The 18664-nt window shown below is 31.7% G+C and carries 29 protein-coding genes; 22 read left to right on the plus strand and 7 right to left on the minus strand.

Going from position 1 to position 18664, the window contains the following annotated elements; translation table 11 throughout:
• Positions 1-2: 2 nt before the first annotated feature.
• The 7 genes from caiB to AVBRAN9331_RS07500 all read right to left on the minus strand — a co-directional run bounded on the left by caiB (position 3) and on the right by AVBRAN9331_RS07500 (position 7926).
• Complete coding sequence (caiB, locus tag AVBRAN9331_RS07470; RefSeq protein WP_336612727.1) at positions 3-1208, minus strand: L-carnitine CoA-transferase; 1206 nt, start codon at positions 1206-1208, stop codon at positions 3-5.
• Between the two features lie 11 nt (positions 1209-1219).
• Complete coding sequence (caiA, locus tag AVBRAN9331_RS07475) at positions 1220-2353, minus strand: crotonobetainyl-CoA dehydrogenase (RefSeq protein WP_336612728.1); 1134 nt, start codon at positions 2351-2353, stop codon at positions 1220-1222.
• Positions 2354-2375: 22 nt separating this feature from the next.
• Positions 2376-3881, minus strand: coding sequence for an L-carnitine/gamma-butyrobetaine antiporter (gene caiT, locus AVBRAN9331_RS07480; protein WP_214116125.1), 1506 nt, complete (start codon positions 3879-3881; stop codon positions 2376-2378).
• Between the two features lie 2 nt (positions 3882-3883).
• Complete coding sequence (locus AVBRAN9331_RS07485) at positions 3884-4666, minus strand: enoyl-CoA hydratase-related protein (RefSeq protein ID WP_336612729.1); 783 nt, start codon at positions 4664-4666, stop codon at positions 3884-3886.
• Between the two features lie 10 nt (positions 4667-4676).
• Positions 4677-5549, minus strand: a complete 873-nt coding sequence (locus AVBRAN9331_RS07490) for an electron transfer flavoprotein subunit alpha/FixB family protein (protein WP_336612730.1) — start codon at positions 5547-5549, stop codon at positions 4677-4679.
• A 10-nt stretch (positions 5550-5559) separates the two neighbouring features.
• A complete protein-coding gene (locus tag AVBRAN9331_RS07495) occupies positions 5560-6282 on the minus strand; it encodes a hypothetical protein (RefSeq protein ID WP_336612731.1) in 723 nt (240 codons plus the stop codon).
• Positions 6283-6396: 114 nt separating this feature from the next.
• Positions 6397-7926, minus strand: coding sequence for a sodium:solute symporter family protein (locus tag AVBRAN9331_RS07500; RefSeq protein ID WP_336612732.1), 1530 nt, complete (start codon positions 7924-7926; stop codon positions 6397-6399).
• Between the two features lie 379 nt (positions 7927-8305).
• Between AVBRAN9331_RS07500 and rpsJ the strand changes: the two genes are divergently transcribed.
• The 22 genes from rpsJ (at position 8306) to AVBRAN9331_RS07610 (ending at position 18541) form a co-directional block, all read left to right on the plus strand.
• Positions 8306-8617, plus strand: a complete 312-nt coding sequence (rpsJ, locus tag AVBRAN9331_RS07505) for a 30S ribosomal protein S10 (protein ID WP_214116107.1) — start codon at positions 8306-8308, stop codon at positions 8615-8617.
• A 9-nt stretch (positions 8618-8626) separates the two neighbouring features.
• Entirely contained in the window at positions 8627-9202 is a 576-nt protein-coding gene (gene rplC, locus AVBRAN9331_RS07510) for a 50S ribosomal protein L3 (RefSeq protein WP_214116105.1), read from the plus strand.
• Complete coding sequence (rplD, locus tag AVBRAN9331_RS07515; protein ID WP_336612733.1) at positions 9199-9810, plus strand: 50S ribosomal protein L4; 612 nt, start codon at positions 9199-9201, stop codon at positions 9808-9810. The genes rplC and rplD overlap by 4 nt, the downstream gene beginning before the upstream one ends.
• 1 nt (position 9811) lies before the next feature.
• On the plus strand, positions 9812-10093 hold the full coding sequence (locus AVBRAN9331_RS07520) for a 50S ribosomal protein L23 (RefSeq protein ID WP_214116101.1): 282 nt from the start codon (positions 9812-9814) through the stop codon (positions 10091-10093).
• 1 nt (position 10094) lies between these two features.
• The gene (gene rplB / locus AVBRAN9331_RS07525) at positions 10095-10925 is read left to right on the plus strand and encodes a 50S ribosomal protein L2 (RefSeq protein WP_214116098.1); all 831 of its coding nucleotides are present in this window, start codon (positions 10095-10097) and stop codon (positions 10923-10925) included.
• 1 nt (position 10926) lies between these two features.
• Positions 10927-11208 carry a 30S ribosomal protein S19 gene (rpsS, locus tag AVBRAN9331_RS07530; RefSeq protein WP_214116097.1) on the plus strand — a complete coding sequence of 94 codons (282 nt, stop codon included), beginning with the start codon at positions 10927-10929 and terminating at the stop codon, positions 11206-11208.
• A 10-nt stretch (positions 11209-11218) separates the two neighbouring features.
• Entirely contained in the window at positions 11219-11557 is a 339-nt protein-coding gene (gene rplV / locus AVBRAN9331_RS07535) for a 50S ribosomal protein L22 (RefSeq protein WP_214116095.1), read from the plus strand.
• A gap of 1 nt (position 11558) precedes the next feature.
• Positions 11559-12257 carry a 30S ribosomal protein S3 gene (gene rpsC / locus AVBRAN9331_RS07540; protein ID WP_214116093.1) on the plus strand — a complete coding sequence of 233 codons (699 nt, stop codon included), beginning with the start codon at positions 11559-11561 and terminating at the stop codon, positions 12255-12257.
• A gap of 2 nt (positions 12258-12259) precedes the next feature.
• Positions 12260-12685 (plus strand): 50S ribosomal protein L16, encoded by a 426-nt coding sequence (gene rplP, locus AVBRAN9331_RS07545; protein ID WP_214116091.1) that lies wholly within the window; start codon positions 12260-12262, stop codon positions 12683-12685.
• Entirely contained in the window at positions 12672-12857 is a 186-nt protein-coding gene (gene rpmC, locus AVBRAN9331_RS07550) for a 50S ribosomal protein L29 (RefSeq protein WP_214116089.1), read from the plus strand. Before rplP ends, rpmC begins: the two co-directional genes overlap by 14 nt.
• A gap of 10 nt (positions 12858-12867) precedes the next feature.
• A complete protein-coding gene (gene rpsQ, locus AVBRAN9331_RS07555) occupies positions 12868-13119 on the plus strand; it encodes a 30S ribosomal protein S17 (protein WP_214116088.1) in 252 nt (83 codons plus the stop codon).
• Positions 13119-13487 (plus strand): 50S ribosomal protein L14, encoded by a 369-nt coding sequence (rplN, locus tag AVBRAN9331_RS07560; RefSeq protein WP_214116086.1) that lies wholly within the window; start codon positions 13119-13121, stop codon positions 13485-13487. Before rpsQ ends, rplN begins: the two co-directional genes overlap by 1 nt.
• Positions 13487-13720 carry a 50S ribosomal protein L24 gene (gene rplX, locus AVBRAN9331_RS07565; RefSeq protein ID WP_214116077.1) on the plus strand — a complete coding sequence of 78 codons (234 nt, stop codon included), beginning with the start codon at positions 13487-13489 and terminating at the stop codon, positions 13718-13720. Before rplN ends, rplX begins: the two co-directional genes overlap by 1 nt.
• Position 13721: 1 nt before the next feature.
• Positions 13722-14267, plus strand: a complete 546-nt coding sequence (rplE, locus tag AVBRAN9331_RS07570) for a 50S ribosomal protein L5 (protein WP_214116075.1) — start codon at positions 13722-13724, stop codon at positions 14265-14267.
• Between the two features lies 1 nt (position 14268).
• The gene (locus tag AVBRAN9331_RS07575; RefSeq protein ID WP_172234194.1) at positions 14269-14454 is read left to right on the plus strand and encodes a type Z 30S ribosomal protein S14; all 186 of its coding nucleotides are present in this window, start codon (positions 14269-14271) and stop codon (positions 14452-14454) included.
• 9 nt (positions 14455-14463) lie between these two features.
• Positions 14464-14859 carry a 30S ribosomal protein S8 gene (gene rpsH / locus AVBRAN9331_RS07580; protein WP_214116073.1) on the plus strand — a complete coding sequence of 132 codons (396 nt, stop codon included), beginning with the start codon at positions 14464-14466 and terminating at the stop codon, positions 14857-14859.
• 62 nt (positions 14860-14921) lie between these two features.
• On the plus strand, positions 14922-15458 hold the full coding sequence (gene rplF, locus AVBRAN9331_RS07585; protein WP_214116071.1) for a 50S ribosomal protein L6: 537 nt from the start codon (positions 14922-14924) through the stop codon (positions 15456-15458).
• A gap of 10 nt (positions 15459-15468) precedes the next feature.
• Entirely contained in the window at positions 15469-15825 is a 357-nt protein-coding gene (gene rplR, locus AVBRAN9331_RS07590; protein WP_214116069.1) for a 50S ribosomal protein L18, read from the plus strand.
• Positions 15826-15834: 9 nt separating this feature from the next.
• Entirely contained in the window at positions 15835-16278 is a 444-nt protein-coding gene (gene rpsE, locus AVBRAN9331_RS07595) for a 30S ribosomal protein S5 (RefSeq protein WP_214116067.1), read from the plus strand.
• A 3-nt stretch (positions 16279-16281) separates the two neighbouring features.
• A complete protein-coding gene (gene rplO, locus AVBRAN9331_RS07600) occupies positions 16282-16683 on the plus strand; it encodes a 50S ribosomal protein L15 (protein WP_214116065.1) in 402 nt (133 codons plus the stop codon).
• On the plus strand, positions 16683-17945 hold the full coding sequence (secY, locus tag AVBRAN9331_RS07605) for a preprotein translocase subunit SecY (RefSeq protein ID WP_214116056.1): 1263 nt from the start codon (positions 16683-16685) through the stop codon (positions 17943-17945). The genes rplO and secY overlap by 1 nt, the downstream gene beginning before the upstream one ends.
• On the plus strand, positions 17942-18541 hold the full coding sequence (locus AVBRAN9331_RS07610) for an NlpC/P60 family protein (RefSeq protein WP_214150166.1): 600 nt from the start codon (positions 17942-17944) through the stop codon (positions 18539-18541). Before secY ends, AVBRAN9331_RS07610 begins: the two co-directional genes overlap by 4 nt.
• Positions 18542-18664: the final 123 nt, after the last annotated feature.

Genomic DNA, 18664 nt, shown 5'->3' on the forward strand with positions numbered 1-18664 from the left:
TTTTATTTACCGCAATTAATAATCTTTTCTTCTGCTAGTTTATTAATTTTTTCTTTACTAACACCAATACTACTTAAAATATCTTTTGTATCTTTTCCATAACTAGGCATTGATCTCCATACTTTACAAGGATTATTTTTAAATCTTGGCATAATATTTGGACCTTTAATAGTTTTTCCTGTTTCGTTTTCCCAAGTGATAATGCTATTTCTTGCAATATATTGAGAATTACTTTCTAATTCACTAACTTCAAGAACTTTTGCGCCTGCAATTTTTTTACTCTTTAAATAATCAAGCGCATCTTTTACATTTAATTTGCCAAAATATTCATCAAGTTTTTCTTCAAATAAAGTAGCTTTACTAGTTTTTCTTGATATTAGCTGAATACCTTCTGGATATTCTTCAGTGCCTATTAATTCTCCTATACCTAAATCTTTAAAAATTTCACTTACTTGATATCCACCAACTACTTCAAATACAATATAACCATCAGCACATTTATATAATCCGCAACCTGCATAAAGTGGATCTTTTCCTTTAATCATTCTAGGACACATTTCTCCTCCATTAAAGTAATCCATCATATAATATTGCCCAACCCTAAGCATTACTTCATACATACAAACATCTATGCTTTCTCCAACGCCTGTTGCTTTTGCTTTATGTAAAGCCGCTAAACAAGATGCTGCTGCCGTAAGACCTACCATATAATCAGCCGTGTAAGGGAATGCTGGCATTGGTTGGTTGATGTCTCCATTTTGTATTAGGTATCCTGAAAATGCTTGAGCTATTGTGTTATAAGCTGCTAAATTTGTGTGATAATCATCACCAAATTGACCAAAACCACTTAAATGTGCAATTACTAAATCTTTTTTGTAAGACCATAAAACTTCATCTGTTATACCTTTATTAGCAAATGCAGGGCCTTTGCTAGCTTCAATAAAAATGTCAGCTGTTTTTATTAAATCATAAAAAATTTCTTTGCCTTCTTCGCTAAAAATATTAAGACTTAAAGCATATAAATTTCTTCTACTAAGTTCAGGATAATTTGGTTGAACCCTAATAGTATCAGTGTATTTGCTATGTTCAATCCAAATAACTTCAGCTCCCCATTCTGCTAAAGTTTGTGCTGCAAATGGCCCAGCTATTTCAATAGCTGAGAAAACTACTCTTACTCCACTTAATGGACCAAATTTAGGTGTATTCATTTTAAACTCCTTTATCTATATTGTTTTAATATTGCACGACCAAGTGTAAGGATTTGCATTTCATCACTACCACCACTTAATCTATCTATTCTTAAATCTCTCCAAAATCTTCCTACCCTATGACCTGTAACACCAATTCCACCAAGAATTTGTACAGCTGTATCAATTACGCTAAATGCTTCATTAGCACAATAATATTTACACATTGCACTATCTCCTGAATTAGCAATTCCCTCATCCATTTTCCAAGCACATTCATAAATCATATTTTTCATAGAATTAAGTTTCATTGCCATGAAAGCTACTTTTTCTTGAATTAATTGAGTTCTCCCGATAGCTTCACCAAATTGAACTCTAACATTAGCATATTTGCAAGCATCTTCAAAAGCACATAAAGCTACGCCGTAATTTGTGCAAGCAACTAAAAATCTTTCAGCATCAAATTCTTCTTTAACTCTATTAAACCCTTCTCCTTCTTTTCCAAAGAAGTCTTTTTCTTCAAGTTCTACATTGTTAAATGTAATTTCACAACAACTATCCATTCTAAGACCTAGTTTATCAAGTGGAGTCACTTTGATACCAGTCTTGCTCATATCAACAAAAAATTCAGAATAAATAGACTTTTCACTTGATCCATCTCTTGCCATTACTATTAAATAAGGAGTATGTAATGAACTTGTAATAAAGCATTTTTGTCCGTTTAAATAAATTTTGCCATCTTTTCTTATATAAGTTGTTTTAAGACTTCCAACATCGCTTCCTGCCATAGGTTCTGTAATAGCACTATTAAACATTTGCTTGCCTGTTCCACGGAATGCAAATATTTTATCAATTTGTTCTTGTGTTCCATATCTTAAGATAGTACCAAATCCTGGAAGTTGATATAATACATAAGTAGGTGCTCCATGACGACCTAATTCTTCCCAAATAGCTGTTAGTGTTACCATACTTGCACCCATTCCACCATGTTCTTCATCTAAAAGCATGGTATCAACTCCAAGTTCTGCTAACCCTTTAACCCATTCAATAGGATATTCATGTTTTTCATCACACTCTGCAAAATAGCTTTCCCAGTTTCTACTAGTCATATATTCTTTAATGCCTGCTACGAATAATTCTTGCTCTTCGTTTAATTTAAAATCCATAATTTTTATCCTTTAATAATTTTTAAAACCAATTCATTTTTTTAGCATCTTTTAAGAATGCATAAATGATTAAAATATTTACGAAAAATAAAGGGCAACCCCCAACTATAATTGCTGTTTGTATAGGTTTTAATCCTCCTAATGCAAGCAACGTAACACCTACAACTCCTACTAAAATACTCCAACCTATTCTTATAAATAGAGGTGGTTCTTCATCTTCTTTTACACCTTTGCAAGTACTCATTGCTAGAGTATATGCACATCCGTTGATTAAAGTAATAGTTGCAATGAATGCAAAAATAAAGAAGCCAAAAATACAAACAGTAGGCATAGGAAGTGTTGCCCAAGTTTCAATTACAGCCCTAAAAGCGCCAGATTTTTCAATAACTGCAGGGATATCAAGGCCTTTTGTTACCATTAAATGCATTGTGTTTCCACCTAAAATACCCCACATAATCCAAGTTGAAGCACTAATTCCAGCAACAATTCCTATACAAAGTTGTCCTATTGTTCTACCTTTACTAATACGAGCTAAGAAAATACTCATTGAAATTCCATAAACTATATACCAACACCAATAAAACACTGTCCAAGCTTGTGGGAAACCATTGCTACGAATACCATCTGTGTAAAATATCATTTTTGCAAAGTTTGTAATAAATATACCAATACTATCGGTAAAATAATTAAGCATAAATGTAGTAGAGCCTAATATAAACACATATCCAAGCATAATAATCATCAAATATGTTCTAATATCGCTAGCAATTTTAATACCTTTAGAAATACCAAGAGCCACACAAATAGCATTAAATACTACCCAGCATGAAACTATTGTTGCATCTAGCATTAAAGTGTGTTCTATTCCAAATAACCATTGCATACATTCAGTTACAATAGGGGTTGCAAGACCTAGTGAAGTTCCCATTGCTAGAATTAAGCAAACTACATAAACATTATCAATTATAGTTCCTAGCCAACCATTAGCTAATTTTTCTCCTATTGCTGGTGCTAATGTTCCTGATGGGCGAATAGTATCCATTTTTTTAACAAACATAAAATAACCAAATGCAATTGTTAAAAGTGCATAAGAAGCCCAAGGTAAAGGCCCCCAATGAAACATAGAATATGGAAGCCCCATATCCATAGCTTCATAACTCATTTTTTCGTATCCAAATGGCATAGAAATAGAGTAGTAATAAACCTCTAAAACAGCCCAATAAATAATAGCTGCACTAGTGCAACTTGCAAACATCATAAATATCCAAGATATAGTGCTGTATTCAGGATCGCCATCTCCTAACTTTCTTTTACTTAAAGGTCCAAACACTAGCCAAAAAAATCCAGCCAACATTGCTACCATATACCATTCAAATAAAAAACCAAACTTTTGAGTAACAAAATCAAAGGTTTTATTTATAGTTGCATTAGCAGCATCTAAATCACTTATAACCCACCAACCTAAAAGAATCACTACAAAAAGTGATGGAAAAAATACTTTAGGTTCTATTCCTCTTTTTTCTACCATGATTATTTTCCTTGCCAAACAGGTTCACGCTTTTCAATAAAGGCTTTAGGTCCTTCAATTCCATCAGCTGTTTTTTCTATAAAACGATATGCTATATCACAATATGCAGTTGCATCTTCAAGGCTCATTTGTTTTGCTCTATGAAAAATCATTTTTGAAAATTCAAGCGATAATGGAGCATTTTTTGTAATTGTTTTAGCTAATTCTAAAACTTCATTCATGAGCTCATCTTGTGGAACTATCTTGTTAATAAGATTATATTTTAAAGCTTCGTCGGCTTTAATTACACGACCTGTTAGCATCATTTCCATTGCAAGTTTTGTAGGGATATCTCTTGCAAGTCTTACAAGACCACCAGTTGATGCAATAAGTCCAACTTTAACTTCAGTTAAGCCAAATTTAGCATTTTCTGATGCAATTATTAAATCACAACTCATAGCTATTTCCATGCCACCACCTACTGCAAAGCCATTTACAGCAGCTATAATTGGCTTTTTGCTAAGGCGATTTGTAATACCTCCAAAGCCATGCGGTGTAACTGTAGCACACTCGCCACTTCCACTAAGTTCACTTAAATCTTCTCCAGCACAAAAGGCTTTTGAACCAGCACCTGTTATTATGATAACTCTTACATCTTTATCAAGCTCTGCACGATTTAAAACATCTTCCATAGCATAACTTGTTTCGTGATTTAGTGCATTTGCTTTATTTTCACGATTAATTTTCATAATTAAAATTCCATCGTTTAATTCACACTTTAAACCTTTATTTTCAAAATAAACCATAAATACTCCTTTAAATTAATACTTTTGATAAGTTATTTAAAACTTCTTTTAAGTCACCAACAATTCCTAAATCTGCAGATTCAAAGAATGGTGCTTTGTCATCTTTGTTAATAACTACAATTTTTTTAGAATTTACACAACCTACTAAATGTTGAACTTGTCCACTAATACCTATAGCAATATATAAATCAGGTGCAATAATGTTTGCACTAATACCTATATAGCGAGATTTGTCTATCCATTTTTCAGTTTCTGCAATAGGTCTTGAGCATGCAATTTGCGCGCCTAATTTTTCAGCTAATTTATATGCTAAATTTAAATCTTCTTTTTGAGCAAAGCCACGACCAACTGCAACAATAATTTTTGCCTTGCTTAAATCTACATCGTTATTTACTTTTTTATTAACACTTAAAACTTTTACTTCATTAGCCGATATTTCTTTTGTTGCAGTATTTACATCTTTCAAAGTTATTTCATTTTCATTTGCCGCGTAGTTTGTGCTTAAAGAGATTATTTTTTCATTTCCTGTAAGTTCACTTGTTCTAATAGCAGCACCACCATAAACAATATTAGTAGTTTTTACCCCATTGCTTAAATCTATAGTTGATACATCACTAACAATAGGAGCGTCTAAATATCCTGCAACTAAAGCTGCTAAATCTTTATTAGCTGATGAGGTGATAAATAATACATCTTGATTTTTTAAATCTTCAGCAATGCTTTTTGCACAATCATTAATGCTAGCACCATTAGCAATATTAAACTTAATTTGATTTTCAGCAATGCTTTGTATATTTTCAGTGCAATAGTGAGTGTCAATAATACCTAAATTATTAATCTTTTTTAAGGTATCAATTTCGTTTGTAAATACATAAATTTTCATATCTTGCTCCTTATAATAATTTTTCAAATTCCGATTTGAAATTCTCAAAGTCTTTTAATTCAAATATTTGTTTTGCTCTATCTTTTGATTTTGGAGCTTCTATTTTTAATGTAGTAATTTTCGACACATTATTACTAGCAGCAACTTCACTGCAAGGTTTTTTAGCAGCTTGTAAGATAGCTTTCATACCAGGTATTTTTGCTTCATAGTATTCAGGATTTACGCTAAGCACTGCAGGTAAATCTAAATTAAGATGACTTTCGTTTAAAGAATCACTAGTGTTTAAATCTACAATATTTGAAACTGCATTAATAGCACTTACATTACCTGCATATGCAGCATCTAATTTTGCAGCTAGAAAAGGTGAAAATATTCCTTGAAATAAATCAGAAGAATTTGAACCAGCGATTATAATTTTTGCATCAATGCTTTTTGCATATTCACAAACTGCATTTGCTGCACTTATGCTATCAACTGCAACGCCTTTTAAATTGATTAACTCATCTAAGCCACGGCTTAATAAATCTTTACTAAGTTTTGAATTTAGACTTTCGCCAGCATAAACTCCTATGATTTTGCAATCAGCATTTTTTTCTTTAATTGATAAAGCACATTCAATTGCGCTTAAATCAAAGTTAGAAATTTTTAAATTAGAAGTTTGATTTAATTCACCATTTGAAAATTTTAATTCTTCTTCATCTAAAACAATTTTAGTGCAAACTAAAATATTCATAAAATCTCCTTTTTTAATTTAATCTTAATTTAAAATATTAAATTTTAAATATAAGTTTTTTAATTATATATTTTTTTCCTTGTTTGAAACTTAAAGATATATTGATATAAATATTTAATTAAATAATGAAGAATAATATTTAAGCAATAACGAAGATAATAAAACGCCTGAAAATATTAATAATATGGCATATAATTTAGTTTTTTTGTATTCGTTTGTTTCTAATTTAATAGACATAAAATTTAAATTTTTATTAGAATTTTTTTCTAAAAACATAATTCCAAAGATTAAACTAGACAATATAGAGCAAAAAAATGCTTCATATGTAATTAAGTTTAGTTCGCTTAAAAATCTAACAATTATATAAGTTAAAAATCCACTGATTTGAGATGCTAGGGCTGATTTTATTCCATAGTTTTTGATATATAAAATACCAATAACGCTTACTATCCAACTAGCTGCTATTATAGTGCTTGCAAACCAAGCAATTATTCTAATACTTGCTAATTCAAAAGTATTAATTATAAAACATAAAACGCATACGCTTAATATAATTATTCTGCACAATATAAGTTTTTGTTTATCAGTTTTTTCTTTTTTGCTTATTTGTCCTATAATATCTTCACTAAAACTAAAACCAATAACAGCTAAAAATGTCATAGCAGAGCTAATTCCTGCTTGAACTATACCAGTTATTAGCATTGCACCTAAAATAGGAGGCATTTGTTCTAAAGCAGAAATAATTACTACTTTTTCACTGGTATTAATATTAATTCCACTATATTTAATAACTATTACTAATAGGTATAAAATTCCTAGAAAATATACTGTTAAAATTGCTGATAATACGCTCGTTCTAAAAATCACATGTTCATTTTTAGCCATTAAATTTCTACCTGCTTGCCAAGGAGAAATAGCTATAGTTATACACCAGATAATTCCCATAGTTACTACATAAGGTAATTCATTTGGAGCTTTTAATGTTTCTGGCCGTGATTGAGCAAGTTGTTTCATTGCTATAAAAGGATTTTCAATAGTATTAAAAACATAAAATGCTGCAATTATAGTAACACTTAAAAACATAACGCACATAAGAGTATCACTAATAATTGCTCCATTTGAGCCACTAAGGCTTACAAAGGCTAAAATTATAATAAAACCTGCAATTAAGCTTGTAGTTTTGCTAAAATCAGTTAAACTTTCTAATAAAATACTAACACCTTGCATAACTGAAACAAGATAAGCAAACATACTAAAACAAACTACAAAAGCCGAACACATTCTTAGATATTTTGCAAGTTTATGTTCTTTAAATACTAAATAGAAAAATTCAGGTAGAGTTTTTACTTTGCTTGTTCTTAGATATCTTCCAAAAAATAAAGAGCCTAAGATATAACCACAAGCACACATAGTATTTATCACCATTAATGATATAAAGTGGCCATCATATACCCAAGCACAATCACCCATAAAACCATTTGTAGATAACATACTTGCAAAAACAGTACCTGTTAAAAATATAGTATTAGCATTTCTTCCTGCAACAAAAAAGTCATCTAAATTTTTAGTTCTTTTTGAAAGAAAATAAGACAAGATTAAAAATAAGATAAAAGAAATTAAAACAAGCAGGCTTATAATATTCATTGTTTTTCTTCTTTAGACAATTTCATATACATTAAAACACCACAACAAATTAAACAAATACCTGAAAATAAAGCATAAAATAACTCAAGCATATTTTACCTTAATATAAAATTAAAAAAATTATTTAATTTTATAATTTTAAAACTTAAAAAAATGTAAATTTTTAAATATATTTATATAAGAAATAAGATAAAATAAATTAAATTATATTTATTATCTCTTTAAAAAAGATAAAAATATGTAGAATTTTATATTTTTTCTTGACAAATAAACTTATATTAAATACACTTGCGAACCTATTTTAGTTTTTGTGATACTTATCACATGTTCTTTAATGGGTTGGCTTAAATGCCAACGAGTTCTTTTAAAAGGAAAAATTATGGAAAGAATTAGGTTAAAGTTAAAAGCTTATGACCATAGGGTTCTAGATCGTACAGTTGCGGCAATTGTTGAAGCCGTTAAGAGAACTGGTGCTGAAATTAGAGGTCCAGTGCCAATGCCTACAAAAATAAAGCGTTATACCGTTTTAAGATCTCCGCACATCAATAAAGATTCAAGAGAACAATTTGAAATGAGAATTCACGCTCGTATGATTGATATTTTGGCTGCTACTACTGACACCGTTGATAGCTTAACAAAGCTTGATTTGGCACCAGAAGTTAATGTTGAAGTTCGTGCAATGGGCAAGTAAGGATAGAGTATGGAATATATTGTTGAAAAAATCGGAATGAGTAGAACAATTAACACATCTAGCACTCCTGTAACATTACTTAAGTTAGTAAAAACAAAAGTTTGCGAACTTAAAGATGGTAAAGCTATCGTTGCTTACGCACAAGGTAAACATCAAAACAAGTGCATAGCAGGTCAGCAAAAAAAATACAGCCTAAGTGCAGAGTTTAACAAATTTGCTAGTTTAGAAGTAGCAAATAAAGAAGCAGGTGACATTGACACTACACCTTTAGCTGAAGCAAAAGTTTTAAAAGTAAGCTTTAATTCAAAAGGTAGAGGTTTTGCAGGTGTTATTAAAAGACACGGATTTGCAGGTGGTCCAGCAAGTCATGGTAGCCGTTTTCACAGACGCTCAGGTTCTATAGGTAACCGCGAGTGGCCAGGTCGTGTTCAAAAAGGACGCAAAATGGCGGGTCATTTTGGTAATGAATTAGTTACTGTTAAAAATGAAGTTGTTTCATTTGACGCTGAAAATGGTGTTTTAGTATTAAAAGGTAGCGTTGCAGGTTATAATGGTGCAATGGGTAAAGTAAGGATTGTAAAATGAAAGTATGCGTATTAAACGATAAATTTGAAAAAGCTAGCGAGCTTGATTTACCAGCAAGATACGCTGAAGTAAATCCTCATAACCTTTATTTATATGTAAAATCATATCAAGCTAGCATGAGAGCAAATACAGCTCATACTAAAGGTAGAAGTGATGTTAGCGGTGGTGGTAAAAAACCATGGAGACAAAAAGGTCGTGGCGGTGCTCGTGCAGGTTCAACTAGAACTAACGTATGGGTAGGTGGTGCAGTTGCATTTGGTCCAACAAATAATAGAAACTATTTTCAAAAAGTAAATAAAAAGCAAAAAAGATTAGCATTTGAAAGAGCTTTAGCTGATAAAGCAAATGCAAACGCAATATTTGCAGTAGATAATATAGTTATTGAAAGTGGTAAAACAAAAGATGCAAGAGCTATGATTAATAAAATAGGTGTTAAAGATGCTTTAATAGTTAAATCATTATTAGATGAAAAAACTTTATTAGCATTTAGAAATCTTGCAAATTGTTATGTTGTTGATATTACTGAAGTAAATGCTTATTTATTAAGTATATTTAACTCAGTTATTATTGAAAAAGATGCTTTAGCATCAATTACGAGAGAGGGCTAAGATGGCTGATATCACAGATATAAAAAATATAGTTTATACAGAAAAAACTTTAGGCCTTCAAGAAAGTGGCGTAGTAGTTATTCAAGCTAGCCCTAAAATGACAAAAAATGGTCTAAAGCAAGTGTTAAGAGAATATTTTGGTATCGTTCCTTTAAAAATAAATTCATTAAGAATGGATGGAAAAGTTAAAAGATTTAGAGGAATTGAAGGCCAAAGAAGTGACTTTAAAAAGTTTTATGTAAAGCTACCTGAGGGTGCTAGTTTAGAGAATAAGGAAGGCTAAGATGGCTATTAAAACTTATAAACCATATACCCCAAGCAGAAGATATATTACAGGTGTAAGTAGCGATGATATTACAGCAAAAGCTAGTGTTCGCTCATTACTTGTAAAACTTCCAGCTGCAGCAGGTAGAAATAACAACGGAAGAATAACAAGTCGCCATAAAGAAGCAGGTGCTAAAAAACTATATCGTATCATTGATTTCAAAAGAAATAAATTTGGAATTGAAGGTCGTGTAGAAGCTATTGAGTATGACCCATACAGAAATTGCCGTATTGCATTAATTGCTTATAAAGATGGTGAAAAAAGATATATTATCCAACCTCGTGGTTTAGCAGTAAATGACATTGTTTGTTCAGCTGCTGAAGGTTTAGATATTAAACCAGGAAATGCTATGAAATTAAAATCAATTCCTGTAGGTACAATTATCCATAACCTTGAGTTAAAACCAGGTAAAGGTGGACAAATGATTCGTTCAGCAGGTTCTTTTGCTCAATTAATGGGTAAAGAAGAAAAATATGTAATCGTTCGCTTACAATCAGGTGAAATGAGAAGAGTATTAGCTGAATGTATGGCTAGTATTGGTGAAGTTGGTAATGAAGATTGGGCTAACGTTACAATCGGTAAAGCAGGACGCAATAGACATAGAGGTATTCGCCCACAAACTCGTGGTAGTGCAATGAACCCAGTAGATCACCCACATGGTGGTGGTGAGGGTAAAAAGAACTCAGGTCGTCACCCAGTTACACCTTGGGGTAAACCAACTAAAGGTGCTAAGACTCGCCGTAAAAAGGCTAGCGATAAGCTAATAATATCAAGAAGAAAAGGAAAATAAGATGGCTAGATCATTAAAAAAAGGTCCTTTTGTTGATTCTCATGTTATGAAAAAAGTTATCGCAGCAAAAAAAGCTAACGATAATAAACCAATTAAAACTTGGTCAAGAAGAAGCACTATAACTCCTGATATGATCGGTCTTACTTTTAACGTTCATAATGGTAAAAGCTTTATTCCAGTATATGTAACTGAAAATCACATAGGTTATAAATTAGGTGAATTTGCACCAACTCGCACATTTAAAGGCCACAAAGGTTCTGTGCAGAAGAAAATTGGAAAATAAGGGGTAGTAGATGAGTAAAGCATTAATTAAATTCATAAGACTATCACCAACTAAGGCAAGATTGTTAGCAAGAGAAGTTCAAGGAATGAATGCTGAATTAGCAATGGCTAGTTTAAAATTTATGCCAAATAAAGCAGCAAAATACATTTCTAATGCAATTTCAAGTGCTGTTGCAAATGGTGGATATGAGCCAAGTGAAGTTGTAGTAAGTTCATGCCGTGTTGATGCAGGTGCAGTTCTAAAAAGAATTAGACCAAGAGCAAGAGGTAGTGCAAGTCGCATTAGAAAACCAACTGCTCATATTATGGTTGAAGTAAGCAGAGCAAAAACTGAAAGTAAGGAAAGCTAAAATGGGACAAAAAGTAAATCCGATCGGTCTTAGACTAGGAATTAATAGAAATTGGGAATCAAGATGGTTTCCAGCTAAAGCTAGTTTAGCACAAAGCATAGGCGAAGATTATAAAATCCGTGCTTTTCTTAAAAAAGAGCTATACTATGCAGGCGTTAGTCAAATAATAATAGAAAGAACTGCTAAGAAATTAAGAGTTACTGTAGTTGCAGCTCGTCCTGGAATTATCATTGGTAAAAAAGGTAGTGATGTTGAAGTAATTAAAACAAAACTACAAAAAATTATCAATAAAGAAGTAAATCTTAATATTAAAGAAGAGCGTCGTGCTAATGCATCAGCTCAATTAGCAGCAGAAAGTGTTGCAACTCAACTTGAAAAGCGTGTTGCTTTCCGCCGTGCTATGAAAAAAGTTATTCAAAATGCACAAAAAGCAGGAGCAAAAGGTATTAAAGTTAGCGTTGCAGGTCGTTTAGGTGGTGCTGAAATGGCTAGAACAGAGTGGTATCTTGAAGGTCGTGTGCCTTTACATACTTTAAGAGCAAAAATTGATTATGGTTTTGCTGAAGCTCATACAACTTATGGAAACATAGGTATTAAAGTATGGATATTCAAAGGTGAGGTATTACATAAAGGTGTTCAAGCTGATAAAACTGAAGAGCCAGCAGCAAAGAAGACAAGAAGAACCAGAAGAGGTAAATAATTATGTTGATGCCAAAAAGAACAAAATTTAGAAAAATGATGAAAGGCCGCAATCGTGGCTATGCTTGCCGTGGCACAAAACTTGCTCTAGGTGATTATGCTTTAAAAGCTACTGAGGGTGGTAGAGTTAATTCACGCCAAATTGAAGCAGCTCGTATTGCTCTAACTCGTCATGTTAAAAGACAAGGTAAATCATGGATAAGAGTATTCCCAGATAAACCTTTAACTAAAAAACCACTTGAAACAAGGATGGGTAAAGGTAAAGGTAGTGTTGAAGAATGGGTAATGAATATTCAACCAGGCAGAATTCTTTTTGAAATGACAGGCGTTAGTGAAGATATGGCTAGAGAAGCTCTTGCACTTGCTATGAGTAAATTACCATTTAAAACTAAGTTCGTTACAAGAGAGAGTGAAAATGAAATATACTGAGCTAAAAGATAAAACAGCAGAAGAATTAAATGCTATGTTAAAAGAGAAAAAGGTGCTTTTATTTACACTAAAACAAAAGCTTAAAACGATGCAGCTTACAAATACAAATGAGCTTCGCGTAGTAAGAAAAGATATTGCTAAAATCAATACTGCAATATCAGCTATGAAATAAGGGGCTAATTATGAGTTTTAAAAGAGAAATACAAGGCGTAATCGTTGCAAAATCAGGTGATAAAACAGTTAGCGTTCTAGTTGAGCGTAAAGTTGTTCACCCAAGATATAGAAAGATTGTAAAACGCTTTAAAAAATATTTAGTTCATGATGAAAAAAATACTGCTAATGTTGGCGATACAGTTGTGGCAATTGAATGCAGACCATTGTCAAAACGCAAATCTTTTCGTCTTAAAACAATCTTAGCAGCAGGAGTTGAGTAATGATTCAAAGTTTTACAAGGCTTGTAGTTGCTGATAATAGCGGCGCAAAAGAAATTATGTGTATAAAAGTATTAGGTGGTAGCAAGAGAAGATATGCTACTGTAGGTGATGTTATAGTTGCATCTGTTAAAAAAGCTTTACCAAATGGTAAAATTAAAAAAGGTCAAGTAGTTAAAGCTGTAATCGTAAGAACTAAAAAAGAAGTTCAAAGAGAAAATGGCTCATTAATTCGTTTTGATGAAAATGCAGCAGTTATTTTAGATGCTAAAAGAGAGCCAGTTGGAACTCGTATTTTCGGGCCAGTTGGTAGAGAAGTAAGATATGGTGGCTTTATGAAAATTGTTTCACTAGCTCCGGAGGTTTTATAATGGCTGTTAAATTTAAAATTAAAAAAGGTGATAATGTAAAAATTATCGCAGGTGATGATAAAGGTAAAACAGGTGTTGTAAAGGCAGTTTTTCCTAAGAAAAATCAAGTAATCGTTGAAGGTTGCAAAATTGCTAAGAAAGCAGTTAAACCAAGCGAGCAAAATCCACAAGGTGGTTTTGTAAATAAGGAAATGCCTATGGATATTTCAAATGTAGCAAAGGTGGAGGCATAATATGAGATTAAAAGAAAAATATGTTAATAGCATTAAGCCTGCTATTGCTAAAGAATTTGATATTAAAAATCCTATGTTAATTCCTGCTATTGAAAAAATTGTAATTAGCGTTGGTTTAGGTGCTGAATTTACTAAAGATCAAAAAGTATTACAAAGCATTGTTGATACAATTAGTTTAATTTCAGGACAAAAAGCAGTTGTAACTAAAGCTAAAAAATCAGTTGCTGGTTTTAAAGTAAGAGATGGTTTCCCTGTTGGTGTAATGGTAACTTTAAGAAAAGACAATATGTATGCGTTTTTAGATAAGTTAATTTCTATTGCATTACCAAGAGTTAAAGACTTTAGAGGCCTAAGTAGAGATGGTTTTGATGGTCGTGGAAATTATAGCTTCGGTTTAAATGAACAATTAATGTTCCCTGAAGTTGTATATGACCAAATTTTAAGAACCCATGGTATGAATATAAATGTTGTAACAACAGCAAATAGCGATAAAGAGGCATTAAGATTATTAGAATTATTCGGTGTGCCTTTCACAAAAGGAAAGTAATATGGCAAAAAAATCAATGATAGCAAAAGCTGCTCGTCCAGCTAAGTTTAAAGTTAGAGCTTATACAAGATGCCAAATTTGTGGTCGTCCACACTCAGTATATAGAGATTTTGGAATTTGCCGTGTGTGCCTAAGAAAAATGGCTAATGAAGGATTAATTCCTGGTCTTAAGAAAGCTAGCTGGTAAGGAGAAGTTATGATTAACGATTTAATTTCAGATTCACTAACTCGTATTAGAAATGCAGCACTTCGTAAATTAGATACAACAAAATTACTACATTCAAAAGTTGTAGAATCTATTGTTGATATTTTTAAAGCGAAAGGTTATATTGAAGATTATAGCGTTGTTGAAGAAGATAAAAAGAAATTCATCAATGTAGTTTTAAAATATGATGAAAAAGGCAAAAGCGTTATTAATGAAATAAAGCGTGTTAGCAAACCTGGTCGTAGAGTTTACCGTGGTAAAGATGAAATCAAAAGATTTAAAAACGGTTATGGAACAATAGTTGTGAGTACAAGCAAAGGTGTTATTAGCAATGAAGTTGCTTATAAAGAAGGCATCGGTGGCGAAGTACTTTGCACTATTTGGTAATTAATGCTTTTTATGGCATTCGGAAAGCTTAAGCTTTCCCTAGACAAATAAAAAGGAAAAATATGTCAAGAATAGGAAAACAACCAATTGAAATTCCAGCTGGAATTTCAGCTAAAGTAGATGGTAATGTTCTTAGTTTTACTAAAGGAAATGTAAAAAAAGAACTTGATTTTAAAGGCCATGTAAATGTAGAAGTTAAAGACAATCAAGTAGTATTCACTCCAAAAAGTGATGATAGAAGTTCAAGAGCTTATTGGGGAACTTACAGAGCTTTAGCTAATAATATAGTAATAGGTCTTACTCAAGGATTTAAAAAAGTATTAGAAATAAATGGTGTTGGATATAAAGCTGCAATGAAAGGTAAAACTTTAGAAATGGCTTTAGGTTACTCACATCCAGTAATTTTTGATGCTCCAGAAGGCATTGAAATAGCAGTTGAGAAAAATACTATCGTAATTACAGGTGCTGATAAGCAAGTAGTAGGTCAAGTTGCAGCTAAAATTCGTGAATTTAGACCACCTGAGCCATATAAAGGTAAAGGTATTAAGTATTCAGATGAGCGTATTATTCGCAAAGCTGGTAAAACATCTAAGAAGTAAGGGATAAATAATGAGAGCAAATATCTTAAAAAGAAAATTATCTCTTAGAATTAAGAGAAAAAAGAGAATTCGTGCAAAAATTAGCGGTTGTGCAACTTTACCAAGAGTATCTATTTTTAAATCAAATAGAACGCTTTATGTTCAAGCAATTGATGATGTAAAAGCTCACACAATAGCTAGCGTAAATGGTAAAAAATTAGGCATTAAAGCAAATATTGAAGGTGCTAAGAAATTAGCAGCTGAATTTGCAAAAAGCTTAAAAGCAGCAAAAATTGAAGAAGCAGTTTTTGATAGAAATGGTTATTTATACCATGGTGTTGTAGCAGCTTTTGCTGATGCTTTAAGAGAAAACGGTATCAAACTATAAGGATAAATTATGGAAAAATATAATAGAGAAGAATTTGAAGAAGTAATTGTTGATATCGGTAGAGTTACAAAGGTTGTTAAAGGTGGTCGCCGCTTTAGATTTACAGCACTTGTAATTGTAGGTAATAAAAATGGCCTTGTAGGTGTTGGTTATGGTAAAGCTAAAGAAGTTCCTGATGCTATTAAAAAAGCAGTAGATGATGCGTTCAAAAATATCATTTCAGTTAAACTTCGTGGCCAAACAATCCCACACGATATTGAAGTAAAATACAATGCAAGCCGTATTTTATTAAAACCTGCTAGCGAAGGTACTGGAGTTATCGCAGGTGGTTCAAGCCGTCCAATTATTGAACTTGCAGGTATTAAAGATATTCTTACAAAATCACTTGGTTCATCAAATCCAGGCAACGTTGTAAGAGCTACAATCAAAGCTTTAAGTATGTTGAAAGGATAAAAAATGGGACTTGAAAATTTACAAAAAGCAGCAGGCTCTACTCATAAAACAAAAAGAATAGGCCGTGGTCAAGGTTCTGGCTGGGGAAAAACTGCTACAAAAGGTGGTAAGGGTCAAACAGCTAGAAAAGGTTATAATGAAAAAAGAGGTTTTGAAGGTGGTCAGCAACCACTTCAAAGAAGATTACCTAAAGTTGGTTTTACTTCTAAGTTTGAAAAACCTTATGTAATTAATGTTGAAAAAGTTACAGCTATTAAAGAATTAAAAGAAATTACTTTTGAAAGCTTAAAAAGTGTTCATAAATTTTCTTCAAGCGTTAAGAAAATAAAATTAATTGGCGCAAGTGCTAGTTCATTAGTAGCAAAAATCAAAGACGAAAACATTAAAACTAGCGGAAGTAAATAATGAATAAAAATCTTGCCAATAAAATTTTTATAACATTGGCGCTTTTATTTGCTTACAGGATACTGGCTTACGTGCCAGTTCCTGGCGTAAATGTAGATGTAATTAAAGAATTTTTTGAATCAAACACAAATAATGCTTTAGGTATGTTTAATATGTTTAGTGGAAAAGCTGCTGAGCGTTTATCAATCATATCTTTAGGTATAATGCCTTATATTACTTCATCAATTATTATGGAATTACTTGCAGCAACATTTCCAAATATCGGTCGTATGAAAAAAGAACGCGATGGAATGGTTAAATATATGCAAATTATTCGTGTAGCAACTATTGTAATTACTTTAATTCAAAGTGTTGGAGTTTCAGTAGGGCTTCAAAGCTTACACTCAAGAACAGGTGAAGCTGCTATTATGATTGATTTTAATACATTTATAGCTTTAAGCGCTGCTAGTATGTTAGCTGGAACTATGTTGCTTATGTGGTTAGGCGAGCAAATTACTCAAAGAGGTATTGGCAATGGTATTTCATTAATTATTTTTGCTGGTATCGTTTCGGGAATTCCTAGTGCGATTTCTAGCACAATTAACCTTGTAAATACTGGTGAATTAAATTTCTTAGTAGTAATTGGTATTGCCTTAGTTATTATTGCAGCTATTGGTGCTATTATTTATGTAGAATTGGGAGAAAGAAGAATTCCAATTTCTTATAGTAGAAAAGTTTTAATGCAAAATCAAAATAAAAGAATTATGAATTATATTCCTATTAAATTAAATTTAAGTGGTGTAATTCCTCCAATTTTTGCTAGTGCAATTTTGACATTTCCTGCTACTGTTTTACAATCAAGTACAAATGAATACATTATGAAAATTAATGATATTTTCAATCCAAATGGTTATGTATTTCATATTTTTACATTCTTTTTTGTAATCTTTTTTGCATATTTTTACGCATCAATTGCATTTAATGCAAAAGATATTTCAGAAAACCTAAAAAAACAAGGTGGTTTTATTCCAGGTATTCGTCCAGGAGAAGGAACAGCTTTATATTTAAATGAAATTGCAAGTCGCTTGACATTAAGTGGCTCAATATATTTAGCAATTATCGCTACGCTTCCTTGGCTTTTAGCTAAATTTATGGGAGTTCCATTTTATTTTGGTGGAACATCAGTTTTAATTGTTGTTCAAGTAGCGCTTGATACAATGAGAAAAATTGAAGCTCAAATGTATGTGAATAAATATCAAACCTTAAGTGCAGTAGGCTTATGATTATAAATAGGCAAATATTTTTGCCGATTATTTTGGCTATATTTTTTGTGGCTTGTTCACAAAATATAGCCAACAATAACTATGAAAACTATCAAAATAAAATCAATGGTGTAGTATTAATTGATGATGTTTATTCTAATTATCCAGCACAAATGTTTACTCCTAATGCTATTTTTGATACTAAATTGGATATAGAAAAAGTACAACAAACAAATAAAATTGTAGAGCGTATTTTAAATTCTTCAAGTGAGTGGAGATACACTCCTTATAGACTTGGCGGCACTAATAAAAATAAAGGTGCGGATTGTTCTTTTTTTACTCAAGAGATTTATAAACAAGTATATGGATTTAATCTAAGTAGAAGCACAAAAGAGCAAAGATTAGGTGGTAAAAAAGTTTCAAAATCTAAGCTTAAAGCAGGAGATTTAGTGTTCTTTAGAACAGATGGACCTTTTGGCTTACATGTTGGAATTTATCTTGAAAATAACAATTTTATACATTTATCTTCAAAAGGTGGAACAAGAATTCAAAGCCTTAATGTAAGATATTGGAATACAAGATATTTAGATGCAAGAAGGTATATAAATGCTAAATAAAATAGCAATTTTTGATAGTGGTGTAGGTGGGCTTGGAACTTTAAAATTATTAGTAAAAAGCCGTGTAGCAAAAGAAATAATTTATTATGCTGATAATAAAAATGTCCCATTTGGAACTAAAAG

The sequence above is a fragment of the Campylobacter sp. RM9331 genome, assembly GCF_020137685.1.
Classification (GTDB): domain Bacteria; phylum Campylobacterota; class Campylobacteria; order Campylobacterales; family Campylobacteraceae; genus Campylobacter_E.

What these genes read in the sequence shown, in the direction of transcription:
- caiB (WP_336612727.1), bottom strand. Translation starts at nt 1,208, where the DNA reads ATGAATACACCTAAATTTGGTCCATTAAGTGGAGTAAGAGTAGTTTTC.
- caiA (WP_336612728.1), bottom strand. Translation starts at nt 2,353, where the DNA reads ATGGATTTTAAATTAAACGAAGAGCAAGAATTATTCGTAGCAGGCATT.
- caiT (WP_214116125.1), bottom strand. Translation starts at nt 3,881, where the DNA reads ATGGTAGAAAAAAGAGGAATAGAACCTAAAGTATTTTTTCCATCACTT.
- AVBRAN9331_RS07485 (WP_336612729.1), bottom strand. Translation starts at nt 4,666, where the DNA reads ATGGTTTATTTTGAAAATAAAGGTTTAAAGTGTGAATTAAACGATGGA.
- AVBRAN9331_RS07490 (WP_336612730.1), bottom strand. Translation starts at nt 5,549, where the DNA reads ATGAAAATTTATGTATTTACAAACGAAATTGATACCTTAAAAAAGATT.
- AVBRAN9331_RS07495 (WP_336612731.1), bottom strand. Translation starts at nt 6,282, where the DNA reads ATGAATATTTTAGTTTGCACTAAAATTGTTTTAGATGAAGAAGAATTA.
- AVBRAN9331_RS07500 (WP_336612732.1), bottom strand. Translation starts at nt 7,926, where the DNA reads ATGAATATTATAAGCCTGCTTGTTTTAATTTCTTTTATCTTATTTTTA.
- rpsJ (WP_214116107.1), top strand. Translation starts at nt 8,306, where the DNA reads ATGGAAAGAATTAGGTTAAAGTTAAAAGCTTATGACCATAGGGTTCTA.
- rplC (WP_214116105.1), top strand. Translation starts at nt 8,627, where the DNA reads ATGGAATATATTGTTGAAAAAATCGGAATGAGTAGAACAATTAACACA.
- rplD (WP_336612733.1), top strand. Translation starts at nt 9,199, where the DNA reads ATGAAAGTATGCGTATTAAACGATAAATTTGAAAAAGCTAGCGAGCTT.
- AVBRAN9331_RS07520 (WP_214116101.1), top strand. Translation starts at nt 9,812, where the DNA reads ATGGCTGATATCACAGATATAAAAAATATAGTTTATACAGAAAAAACT.
- rplB (WP_214116098.1), top strand. Translation starts at nt 10,095, where the DNA reads ATGGCTATTAAAACTTATAAACCATATACCCCAAGCAGAAGATATATT.
- rpsS (WP_214116097.1), top strand. Translation starts at nt 10,927, where the DNA reads ATGGCTAGATCATTAAAAAAAGGTCCTTTTGTTGATTCTCATGTTATG.
- rplV (WP_214116095.1), top strand. Translation starts at nt 11,219, where the DNA reads ATGAGTAAAGCATTAATTAAATTCATAAGACTATCACCAACTAAGGCA.
- rpsC (WP_214116093.1), top strand. Translation starts at nt 11,559, where the DNA reads ATGGGACAAAAAGTAAATCCGATCGGTCTTAGACTAGGAATTAATAGA.
- rplP (WP_214116091.1), top strand. Translation starts at nt 12,260, where the DNA reads ATGTTGATGCCAAAAAGAACAAAATTTAGAAAAATGATGAAAGGCCGC.
- rpmC (WP_214116089.1), top strand. Translation starts at nt 12,672, where the DNA reads ATGAAATATACTGAGCTAAAAGATAAAACAGCAGAAGAATTAAATGCT.
- rpsQ (WP_214116088.1), top strand. Translation starts at nt 12,868, where the DNA reads ATGAGTTTTAAAAGAGAAATACAAGGCGTAATCGTTGCAAAATCAGGT.
- rplN (WP_214116086.1), top strand. Translation starts at nt 13,119, where the DNA reads ATGATTCAAAGTTTTACAAGGCTTGTAGTTGCTGATAATAGCGGCGCA.
- rplX (WP_214116077.1), top strand. Translation starts at nt 13,487, where the DNA reads ATGGCTGTTAAATTTAAAATTAAAAAAGGTGATAATGTAAAAATTATC.
- rplE (WP_214116075.1), top strand. Translation starts at nt 13,722, where the DNA reads ATGAGATTAAAAGAAAAATATGTTAATAGCATTAAGCCTGCTATTGCT.
- AVBRAN9331_RS07575 (WP_172234194.1), top strand. Translation starts at nt 14,269, where the DNA reads ATGGCAAAAAAATCAATGATAGCAAAAGCTGCTCGTCCAGCTAAGTTT.
- rpsH (WP_214116073.1), top strand. Translation starts at nt 14,464, where the DNA reads ATGATTAACGATTTAATTTCAGATTCACTAACTCGTATTAGAAATGCA.
- rplF (WP_214116071.1), top strand. Translation starts at nt 14,922, where the DNA reads ATGTCAAGAATAGGAAAACAACCAATTGAAATTCCAGCTGGAATTTCA.
- rplR (WP_214116069.1), top strand. Translation starts at nt 15,469, where the DNA reads ATGAGAGCAAATATCTTAAAAAGAAAATTATCTCTTAGAATTAAGAGA.
- rpsE (WP_214116067.1), top strand. Translation starts at nt 15,835, where the DNA reads ATGGAAAAATATAATAGAGAAGAATTTGAAGAAGTAATTGTTGATATC.
- rplO (WP_214116065.1), top strand. Translation starts at nt 16,282, where the DNA reads ATGGGACTTGAAAATTTACAAAAAGCAGCAGGCTCTACTCATAAAACA.
- secY (WP_214116056.1), top strand. Translation starts at nt 16,683, where the DNA reads ATGAATAAAAATCTTGCCAATAAAATTTTTATAACATTGGCGCTTTTA.
- AVBRAN9331_RS07610 (WP_214150166.1), top strand. Translation starts at nt 17,942, where the DNA reads ATGATTATAAATAGGCAAATATTTTTGCCGATTATTTTGGCTATATTT.